This is a genomic window from Natronococcus sp., from assembly GCF_047921035.1.
In the GTDB taxonomy this organism is placed as follows: domain Archaea; phylum Halobacteriota; class Halobacteria; order Halobacteriales; family Natrialbaceae; genus Natronococcus.
On record NZ_JBLRWX010000107.1, the window covers coordinates 1 to 10,308 of the forward strand.

Here is a 10,308-nt window from a genome sequence, read left to right on the forward strand (position 1 = left end):
GGTATGAGCACCAGACGAGCGCACCTCGAGATCACCGGGATGTCCTGTGCGACGTGTTCGGGGAGCGTCGAGGACGCCGTAGGAGCACTCGAGGGGGTCGCGTCGGCGAGCGCGAACTACGCGACCGACGAGGGGACCGTCGAGTACGACCCCGAGGAGACCTCGCTGGCGGCGATCTACGACGCGATCGCCGAGGCGGGCTACGAGGCGGCCTCGGAGACCGAGACCATCACCGTGATGGGGATGTCGTGTTCGACCTGTTCGGGGACCGTCGAGGACGCGGTTACCGATCTCCCGGGCGTGGTCCGTGCGGACGTCAACTTCGCTTCGGACGAGGCCCGCGTCGAGTACAACCCGAACGACGTCTCGCTCGGCGAGATCGCCGGCGCGATCGAGGACGCCGGCTACGAGCCGGTTCGCGACGAGATCGAGCGAACCCAGGGAGAGAGCCAGCGCGAGCGCGCCGTCGAGAAGGAGCTCCGGCGCCAGCGACGGCTGGTGATCGGCGGCGGCCTGCTGACGCTTCCGTTCGTCCCGATCATGCTGGCGATGTTCGGCCTCGTCGAGCTCCCGGAGACGGTGTTCGGGGTCGGACTGGGCTGGGTCGAGTTCGCCTTCGCGACGGCCCTGATGGCGACCCTCGGCAAGGAGTTCCTCGTCGGCGCCTACCGCGCGTTCGCGAACGACCGCCGGGCGAACATGGACACGCTCGTGGCCGTCGGCACCTCGGCGGGCTACGTCTACAGCACGGCCGTCCTGCTCGGGATCGTCACGGGCGGGTTCTACTTCGAGGCCGTCGCCTTCATCCTGTGGTTCATCACGCTCGGTAACTGGCTCGAGGTCCGCTCGAAGGCCCGGGCGGGCAGCGCGCTCCGGGAGCTGCTCGAGATGGAGGCCGACGAGGCCACCGTGATCGAGGACGGCGAGGAGAGGCAGGTCCCCCTCGAGGACGTCGAACCCGGCGACGTGATGAAGGTTCGACCGGGCGAGAAGATCCCCACCGACGGCGTCGTCCGCGAGGGCCAGAGCGCGGTCGACGAATCGATGCTGACGGGCGAATCGGTGCCGGTAGAGAAGGGCGAGGGCGACGAGGTCGTCGGCTCGACGATCAACGAGAACGGCGTCCTGCTGGTCGAGGCGACGAAGGTCGGCTCCGAGACGGCGATCCAGCAGATCGTCGAGCGGGTCAAGGAGGCCCAGTCGCGCCAGCCCGAGATCCAGCGGCTCGTCGACAGGGTGAGCGCGTACTTCGTTCCCGCGGTGATCGTCAACGCCGTCGTCTGGGCGGTGCTCTGGTTCCTGTTCCCGGAGACGCTGTACGGCGTTTCCGCGGCGCTGGGTTCGTGGATCCCCCTCCTCGAGCCCGTCGGGGGCGGTCCCGTCGTCGGCGGCGTGCCCGTCTTCGAGTTCTCGGTCGTCGTGCTGGCCTCGGCGCTGCTGATCGCCTGTCCCTGCGCGCTGGGGCTGGCGACGCCCGCGGCGACGATGGTCGGCTCGACGCTGTCGGCCAGGAACGGCGTCCTGTTCAAGGGCGGGGACGTCCTCGAGCAGGTTCGGGGGATCGATACGGTCGTCTTCGACAAGACGGGAACGCTGACCCACGGCGAGATGACCCTGACTGACGTCGAACTCGTCGGCGAGCGTGCGAGCGCGGACGGCGGCACGGCGACCGACGGAGGGCTGCTCGTCGAAAGCGAGGACGACCTCGAGTCGTTCGTCCTCGGCGCGGCCGCGACCGCCGAGTCCGGCTCCGAACACCCGATCGCGCGGGCGATCGTCGACGGCGCCGAGGAACGCGGCGTCGAGGTCGGCGAGGTCACCGAGTTCGAGAACGTCCCCGGCCACGGGATCCGAGCGGAAACTGACCGCGGGAGCGTGCTGATCGGCCGCCGGAAGCTCCTCGAGGACGCGGGGATCGACGCCGGGCCCGCCGAGGAGACTCTGATGCGACTCGAGCGCGAGGGGAAAACCGCGATGCCGGTCGCCGTCGACGGCCGGTTGCTGGGCGTGCTCGCGGTGGCCGACGAGGTCCGCGAGAGCGCGAAGGAGACTGTCGCAGCGCTGCGAGAACGGGGGACCGAGGTCGTGATGCTCACCGGCGACAACGAGCGAACGGCCCGCGCGGTGGCTCGAGAAGTCGGAATCGATCCCGACAACGTTCGCGCGGAGGTCCTCCCCGAGGACAAGGCCGACCACGTCGAGGCGCTACAGAACGACGGATCGCGGGTGATGATGGTCGGCGACGGCGTCAACGACGCGCCCGCGCTGACGACCGCCCAGGTCGGCGTCGCCATCGGGTCGGGGACCGACGTCGCCATCGAGAGCGCCGACGTCACCCTGATGCGCGACGACCCCGCCGACGTGCTGAAGGCGGTTCGGATCTCCGAGGCGACGATCTCGAAGGTGCGCCAGAACCTGTTCTGGGCGTTCGTCTACAACGCGACGCTGATTCCGATCGCCTCGCTGGGACTGCTCAACCCCGCGCTGGCGGGGCTGGCGATGGCCGCCTCGAGCGTCAGCGTCATGAGCAACAGCTTGGCGTTCGCGAAGTACGATCCCCACGAGGACTACCGACTCGCCGTCACGAAGCCGCTGTCGTGGCTCCGCGGGAACTGAGGCGGGGCGCGGTTCGGTTCCGTCGCTACGCGATTCGAGGGATGGGACATCGGAAAACGGTTCGGAGCGGAATCGAACGGTTCGGAAACGATTCTAGAACGACACCGCGTCCGGGGCGTACGGGCTCCCGACCGGCGTCGGGTCCCGGTCGCTGTAGCCGACCCGACCGACCGCCTTGTCGCTCACCGCGGAGTAGACGGCGAACCGGGCGTCCTCCGGACTCTCGAAGGTCTCGGACTCGAGACGAGCGAGTACCTCGCTGACCGTCTCGGTCCCGTTGGGGAGTTCGAGGGTGCGGTCGCCGTGTTCTGCGATCAGTTCCTCGGTGGTCGCGGGGTACTCGTAGTCGTCGATGACTTCGCCGGTGCCGTTGAGCAGCATTACACCGATATCTGTGTGAACGATGATTATAAACATTTTCCATAATCGATCTCTAGGCCTACCGTACTCCTTAAACACCTAGAGGTAACGGACCGACAACAGTGGGCTTACGGCCGCGGGACGGCTCGAGTACGGCATGCCCTACGCCGATCTGCACGTTCACACGACCCGCTCGGACGGCGCCCTCGAGCTGACGGAAGTTCCCGACGCCGCGCGCCGAGCGGGCGTGGACGTCGTCGCCCTGACAGACCACGACCGCCTGCAGCCGTTCGACGAACCCGCCATCGAACGGGACGGGGTCCGGATCGTCCACGGGATCGAACTTCGGGTCGAGACCGACGCCGGCCGGCGCGTCGACCTGCTGGGCTACGGGATCGAGCCGACCGCGGACCTCGAGGCGACGACCGAACGGATCCAGCGAAACCGGATCGAACGCGGGCGAGCGATCGTCGACAGCGTCGAGGATCGCCTCGACGTCGACCTCGGCGTCGCCGTCGACGACGGATTCGGCCGGCCCCACGTCGCACGGGCGATCGACGCCCACCCCGATACCGGGTACGACTACGAGGGGGCGTTCGACCACCTCATCGGCAACGGCGGCCCCTGTTTCGTCGCCAGGGAGCTCCCCTCGTTCGAGCACGGTCGGCAGGTGCTCGCGGAGGCGGGTCGGCTGGTCTCGCTCGCACACCCCTTCAGGTATCCCGACCCGGACGCCGCCCTCGAGCTGACGGCCGAACTCGACGCCGTCGAACGGTACTACCCCTACGGGCGGGCGGTCGACTCGAGTCGGGTCGATCGAGCCATCGAGCGGTACGGGCTGCTCGCGACGGGCGGGACCGACGCCCACGAGCGCGAACTCGGCGTCGCCGGGCTCTCCGAGGCCGAGTACCGACGGCTCGGGCTCGAGAACTGAGGTGGTGAACGCCGCCGAGAACGGAGCCTTCAATGTCCCCTGGCTCGTACGGACGGGTATGAACTGCCACTACTGCGACCGCGAAGCCGCCTTCGCAGCCGAATCCGACGGGCTCAAGGTCGGGCTCTGCGAGGAGCACTTCCGCGAGCGGTTGCAGGAACTCGCCGAAGCCGACGGCCTCGAGACGCTCAAGGAGCAGGTCGACGTCGACCGCGCCGAGTGATCAGGCCGTCCGCCCGGCGTCGACGTCGATAGCGTCGACGGGGCAGACGTCGACACAGAGCATACAATCGATACACTGGGCCTCCTTCGCCGGATCCGCTTTCTCCTCGCTCTCGGGGTGGCCCGGCGTGTCGACCCACTCGAAGACGTCGACGGGGCAGTCCTCGAGACAGGCCCCGTCGGCGATACAGAGGTCGAAGTCGACCGCGACGTGGGTGCCGTGAATGCCCAGCTCTTCCGGTTCGTCGACGGGTCCCCAGACGGCGTGGCCGTTGTGTTCGTCGACCTGTTCACGGTTCTCGTGGAACTGCGGATCTATGGCCATTGCTAACAGGTAAAAATCGCCGACAGAGCATAAAAGTATGTGCCGGATTCCGGCCGATGGCGCGGAGCGTTTCGACGCGAGCCCGCGGCGGACGGCTCTACTCGTTCCGTTCCCGGAACGCGCGACGGTCGTCGAGCAACTCGCGGATCCAGACCGCCGCGCCGTGATCGTGACCGTACGTCCAGATCGCCGTCTGCTGGGTGACATCGGGGAGTCCGCCCTCCTTGATCGCCGCCGCGACGACCGCCTCGTGATCGACGAGCAGGAGCTGGCCGGGCCACTCCGAGTAGACGGCGTTAGTGGTCTCGAGGTCCGGAGCGACGACGACGATCGCGTCCGGCACGGCCTCCTCGAGGGCCTCCCTGTCGTCCTCGGTGGGGACCTCGACGACGACCTCGACCCCGCGGTCGGTCGCCGCTCGTAGCTCCGCGAGGATCGCGCCGTCGAGCACCTCGTCGGACGCGACGACGTGGTGGACCGACTCCTCGGCGTTCTCGAGGAAGGAGACGATCCGATCGGTGACGTGTTCGGTCTCCGAGATCGACCAGACGCCCGCGTCCTCGGTCGCTTCGGGCTGTTCGATCTGCTCGAGGGCGTTCTCGGCGGTGTTGATCCGGGAGTCGTAGTTCTCGCGGATCCGGCGACACGCCGTCTCGACCTCGACCGCCCGGTACTCGCGGGGATCGGACTGCTGGACGTCGACGAGTCCCTTCCGGTCGAGCCGTTCGATCGTGTCGTAGACGCGGGAGCGGGGAACGTCGGAAACCTGGCTGATCTCCTTGGCGGTTCCGGTCGTGAGCTTCGTCAGGGCGACGAAACACCGCGCCTCGTACTCGGTGAGCCCGAGCTCCGACAGCGCGGAGACCGCTTCCTCGGTTTTGGACATACGTGAACACGGGCGGCGGCGGCTAAAAGTCGGACGCTCTCGCGGTACCGCTCATCCCAGCGGATCGAACTCGGTTCCGCCGCACGGACAGCCCCTGGTGCTGCCGATCGGGTTGATCTCGCCCGACGAGAGCCAGACCGCCAGCGCTCGCCCGCAGTCGATACAGCGTGCTGCCCCCTTCCGCCGGTCGGTGTCAGTCACGTCTGGTAGTTCGTTCAACACCGTATAACTCGTGTGTGATCTCGAGGGTGACACCCGTGCTGATACTCCGCCAGTGACAACGAACCGGCGACAGCGCCACGGAGGAGCGCTGTGACTGTACGCCGACGTTTTGTCATCGGTGAGAGTACCAGCGGCGATCCGGGACGTTCGGCGTCGACTGAATAAGTGGCTTACATTTGCAGGCCGTTTTGCGAAACTTCCAATTGAGAGAGCTATCGTATGACGCGAGCAGAATTTATCGCGTGGTATTTGCATGATTGATACAGCCACCGATCCGGTCGTCGCGACGATGATCGGCTACTTCGCGTTGACGCTTGCGGTCGGAATCTGGTTCGGACGGGGTGCCGGCGAGGGGTACGTCGAGTTCACCCTGGCCGGCCGGAACCTGAGCCTGCCCGTCTACATGATGACCTACTTCGCAACGTTCGCGGGCGGCGGGCTCACGATGGGGATCGCGCAGGAAGCGTTCATCGAGGGTATCAGCGCCCAGTGGTACGCGATGACCCAGGGGCTTGCCTGGATGACGATGACGCTGTTTATCGGCTTCATTTACTCGTTCGAGGTCGTCAGCGTTCCCGAACTGCTGGGGCGAGTCTACGGCGAGTACACGAAGTACTTCGCCGGGCTGTTCACCGTCGTCGGTCAGATCGCGCTGACGACCGGACAGACGATCGGGATGGCGTCGGTGCTCGCGGTCACCACCGGGATCGATCTGTCGACGGCGTTCTGGGTGAGCGTCGTCGTCTTCGTCGGCCTCACCGCCTACGGCGGGATGAACACGGTCGCGTACACCGACACGCTCCACGGAATCGTCATCATCTTCGGGATGGTCGTCGCGATTCCGCTCGCGGTGACCAACGCCGGCGGCATGGGAACGATCACCGCCGGCGTCCCGGAGGGGCACACGAACTGGATCGGCGTCGGCATCGTCCAGATCGGCACGTGGTACCTGATGTACATCACCGTCGCCGGCGCCCAGCAACAGATGCTCCAGCGCACCTGGTCGGCCCGCAGCAGGAAAGTCGCGATGTTCGGGACCTTCCTCGCGGGGACGGTCATCACTGGCTACGGTATCCTCACCGCCGCGGCCGGTATGATCGCCAACGCGCAGGGTGCCGACATCGAGTCCGAGATGGCGTTCGCCTGGACGATCACGAACATGCTCCCGGACGTCTTCGCCGGCCTGTTGCTGGCCGCGGCCGTCTCCTCGGTCATCACCGGCGCGGACTCGTTCCTGCTGGCCGGTTCGACGAGTTTCATCAACGATCTCTACATCCCGTTCCGGGGCGGGCGCGAGAACCTCACCGACGCCCACCTCGTCCTCGTCACGCGGCTCACGATCGTCGGTTTCGGCGTCATCGCTGCGACGATCGCCCTCAGCGGCATCGAGATTATCGTGATCAACACGCTCGGCATGGGTATCATGTCCGTGCTGTTCGCGGGGCTGGTGATGATGCTGTGGGACCGTACCGTCCGCGAATCCGGCCTCCCCGCCTTCATCGTCGGCGGGGTCGTCTTCGTCATCTGGGAGTTCGGGCTGGGATCGCCCGAGCTGTTCGGCGAGGGACAGGTCGAGCCAGCCGTCCCCGCGACGGCCGCGGCGATCCTCACCATCGTCGTCGTGAGCCTGCTCTACGACGGCGAGACCTTCAGCAATCAGGAGGTCCGGGAGGTGGCCAGTCGGGACATGGACCGACTCACCACCGATGACGTCCGTCCGGCGGAGGACGACGACTGATACGGTTTACTGTACGTCAGTACCGGCGCAACCGCCGCACGGGTCGCGGTTGCGCCGGTACATCGGTACGGCAATCCGTATGAAGCCGATTCCCATCCGGACTCGAGCGGATTCCACACCCGAAATCGATCGGCACGACGACAGGCGTTAAGAGCGAACGCTGCGTTTCGCTCGCGGCGACGCGCGAGCGCACCGCTTTTTGCCGTCCCGTCGGTAGAACCGGTATGGACCTCACCCACCGTCCCCGACGACTCCGGCAGGATCGGGTTCGCGGGTTAGTCAGCGAGACGAGCCTCAAGCCCGCCGACTTCATCGCTCCGGTGTTCGTCGACGCGACGGCCGACGAGCGGATCCCGATCGAGACGATGCCCGGCCACGAGCGGGTGCCGATCGACGAGAGCGTCGCCCGCGTCGAGGAGGTGCTCGAGACCGGCGTCGAGGCCGTCATGCTCTTTGGCATCCCCGAGTCGAAGGATCCCGAGGGAACCCGCGCCTGGGCCGAGGACGGCGTCGTCCAGGAGGCCACTCGACAAATTACGAGCGAGACCGACGCCTACGTCATCACGGACGTCTGTCTCTGCGAGTACACCGACCACGGCCACTGCGGTCCCCTCGAGGCGGAACTCCGTGGCGAGGACGGCTCGCACGAACACGGACCGGAGTGTGACCCGATCCAAACCGTCGACAACGACGCGACCCTCGAGGCCTTAGACCGGATCGCCGTCTCCCACGCGGAGGCCGGCGCGGACATGATCGCGCCCAGCGGGATGATGGACGGGATGGTCGCGGCGATCCGTGCGGGGCTCGACCGCGAGGGGTTCGAGCACGTCCCGATCATGAGCTACGCGGCGAAATACGAGAGCGCCTTCTACGGCCCGTTCCGCGACGCGGCCGACGGCGCGCCCGCGTTCGGCGACCGACGACACTACCAGATGGATCCCGCGAACGCGCGCGAGGCGATGCGGGAGGTTCGGCTGGACGTCGAGCAGGGCGCGGACGTCCTGATGGTCAAACCCGCCCTGCCCTACCTCGATATCGTCGGCGACCTCCGACGGGAGTTCGACCACCCCATCGCCGCGTACAACGTCTCCGGCGAGTACGCGATGCTTCACGCCGCGAGCGAGAAGGGGTGGCTCGACCTCGAGGCCGTCGCGCACGAATCGCTGCTCTCGATCAAACGGGCGGGCGCGGACCTGATCCTCACCTACTTCGCCGAGGATGTCGCCGAAGGGCTCTCCGACGGGAACTGATTGCGGTCGTCCCGTCGCCGAGTGGCCGATTCCGGACAGCGATCGACGGCCGCCTGCCCGCCGAACCCCGAGTGAATTCGCCGAGCGGCGGTTTCTGACGAACGTCCACCGATGGATCGATCGGAGCCTCGGAGCGGCAATATCTTCCGCGCGGGCTCCGATCGAGACCGACGAGTGAGAAATTTACCTCGAGCGGCGATGATCTCACGCGAACGCCGTTCGCAATCGGTCCGCCGGCGGTCGAGATCGCGGTCGCGACCGGTTTTGAATGCCCTTATACAGAATATATTGCCTATAAATGCCGACGCACGTCACGAATAGCCAACGATACATGACCAATCGTCAACGCTAAACCTTATACTGTGCACTTCCATCATCTGTATCCGTGAATCGGAATACATACGCGGAAGATGATGGACGGGACGTGGACAACCGTTTACAGAACTCGGGCGAAAAGCCCACGAGCGAGGTGAGTGACTCGTGATCGAGCCGATCGCACTCGAGGTCTCGACGGCCGATATCGAGCAGCTCGCGACGGGGATGAACCTGATGTGGGCGCTCACCGTGACGTTCCTGATCTTCTTCATGCACGCCGGCTTCGCGATGCTCGAGGCCGGGCAGGTCCGCTCGAAGAACGTCGCGAACCAGCTGACGAAGAACATGCTGACCTGGGCGGTCGGCATCTTCGTCTTCTTCGTGATCGGGATGGGGATCTCGAACAACGTCGGCGCGGCGCTGGGCGGCGGCGAGGCCAGCCCGCTGACGATGTTCGGCGAGGGATCGTTCGACTGGGCGATGTGGCTGTTCAGCGCGGTGTTCGCGATGACCGCGGCCACGATCGTCTCCGGGGCCGTCGCCGGCCGCGCGAAGCTCCGGGCGTACGTGACGTACACGTTCCTGCTCGCGGCGGTGATCTACCCCGTTGTCGCGGCGATGGTCTGGTACGCGCCCGGCGGGGAGCCGATCCTCGCGAGCTTCGGCTTCTCCGACTTCGCGGGCGGGATGGTCGTCCACGGCGTCGGCGGCGTCGCCGGGCTCACCGCCGCCTGGATCCTCGGCGCCCGGATGGACAAGTACAACGACGACGGCAGCGTCAACATCATCCCCGGTCACTCGATGACGTTCGCCGTGCTGGGGACGCTGATCCTCTGTTTCGGCTGGTTCGGCTTCAACGTCGGGACGGCCGCGACGGTCGTCGACGTCGACGCCGGCGCGGCGGCCGGCGAGGTCGTCGGGCTGGCCGACTTCGAGTACGTCGGCAGCGTCGCGATGGTCACCGCCCTCGGGATGGGGCTGGGCGCGCTCGGCGCCTCGAGCGTCTCGCTGGCGATGAACGGCAAGGTCGACACGCTGTACGTCGCCAACGGGATGCTCGCCGGGCTCGTCGGCGTCACGGGTCCGACCGACCTCATCACCCCGATGGGCGCGATCGCGATCGGATTTCTGGCCGGCGCGCAGCTTCCGATCGTCTTCAAGTTCGTCGACGAGCGACTCAAGATCGACGACGTCTGTGCGGTGTTCCCGGTCCACGGGACGGCGGGGATGCTCGGGCTGGTGATCTACCCGCTGTGGTCGATCGAGGGAACCGCGATCGGCGGCGGCGTCGTCGCCGGCGGAATCCTCTCGATCGAGGCGAGCGCGTTCGTTCCACAGCTCGTCGGCGTCGCCGTGATCACGGTCTGGACGGTGGCCGCGACCGCCGCCGTCTGGGGCGCGTTCAAGGCGATCGGACAGGCTCGCGTCACGCCCGAACAC

The 10,308-nt window shown here is 66.8% G+C and carries 10 protein-coding genes; 6 read left to right on the forward strand and 4 right to left on the reverse strand.

The window, feature by feature from the left end; translation table 11 throughout:
* Positions 1-3 precede the first annotated feature (3 nt).
* Positions 4-2,616, forward strand: a complete 2,613-nt coding sequence (locus tag ACNA7R_RS17010) for a heavy metal translocating P-type ATPase (RefSeq protein ID WP_416284732.1) — start codon at positions 4-6, stop codon at positions 2,614-2,616.
* A 93-nt stretch (positions 2,617-2,709) separates the two neighbouring features.
* Here ACNA7R_RS17010 and ACNA7R_RS17015 read toward each other — a convergent pair whose 3' ends face one another.
* Positions 2,710-2,997, reverse strand: coding sequence for a DUF2795 domain-containing protein (locus tag ACNA7R_RS17015; protein ID WP_278290593.1), 288 nt, complete (start codon positions 2,995-2,997; stop codon positions 2,710-2,712).
* A gap of 136 nt (positions 2,998-3,133) precedes the next feature.
* On the opposite strand from ACNA7R_RS17015, the gene ACNA7R_RS17020 reads away from it, so the two are divergent.
* Entirely contained in the window at positions 3,134-3,910 is a 777-nt protein-coding gene (locus tag ACNA7R_RS17020; protein WP_416284725.1) for a PHP domain-containing protein, read from the forward strand.
* 58 nt (positions 3,911-3,968) lie between these two features.
* On the forward strand, positions 3,969-4,133 hold the full coding sequence (locus ACNA7R_RS17025) for a DUF6757 family protein (RefSeq protein ID WP_007141157.1): 165 nt from the start codon (positions 3,969-3,971) through the stop codon (positions 4,131-4,133).
* On the opposite strand, the gene ACNA7R_RS17030 is transcribed toward ACNA7R_RS17025, so the two are convergent.
* From ACNA7R_RS17030 to ACNA7R_RS17040, 3 genes are all read right to left on the reverse strand, one after another.
* Positions 4,134-4,457, reverse strand: coding sequence for a 4Fe-4S dicluster domain-containing protein (locus ACNA7R_RS17030; RefSeq protein WP_416284726.1), 324 nt, complete (start codon positions 4,455-4,457; stop codon positions 4,134-4,136).
* Positions 4,458-4,554: 97 nt separating this feature from the next.
* Complete coding sequence (locus tag ACNA7R_RS17035; protein WP_416284727.1) at positions 4,555-5,343, reverse strand: TrmB family transcriptional regulator; 789 nt, start codon at positions 5,341-5,343, stop codon at positions 4,555-4,557.
* Positions 5,344-5,394: 51 nt separating this feature from the next.
* Positions 5,395-5,544: a hypothetical protein gene (locus ACNA7R_RS17040; RefSeq protein WP_416284728.1), complete on the reverse strand. Its 150-nt coding sequence runs from the start codon at positions 5,542-5,544 to the stop codon at positions 5,395-5,397.
* A gap of 274 nt (positions 5,545-5,818) precedes the next feature.
* Between ACNA7R_RS17040 and ACNA7R_RS17045 the strand changes: the two genes are divergently transcribed.
* The 3 genes from ACNA7R_RS17045 to ACNA7R_RS17055 all read left to right on the forward strand — a co-directional run.
* Positions 5,819-7,303: a sodium:solute symporter family protein gene (locus tag ACNA7R_RS17045; RefSeq protein ID WP_416284729.1), complete on the forward strand. Its 1,485-nt coding sequence runs from the start codon at positions 5,819-5,821 to the stop codon at positions 7,301-7,303.
* A gap of 224 nt (positions 7,304-7,527) precedes the next feature.
* On the forward strand, positions 7,528-8,553 hold the full coding sequence (gene hemB / locus ACNA7R_RS17050) for a porphobilinogen synthase (protein ID WP_416284730.1): 1,026 nt from the start codon (positions 7,528-7,530) through the stop codon (positions 8,551-8,553).
* Between the two features lie 480 nt (positions 8,554-9,033).
* A partial coding sequence (locus ACNA7R_RS17055; RefSeq protein ID WP_416284731.1) for an ammonium transporter occupies positions 9,034-10,308 on the forward strand: 1,275 nt, incomplete at its 3' end.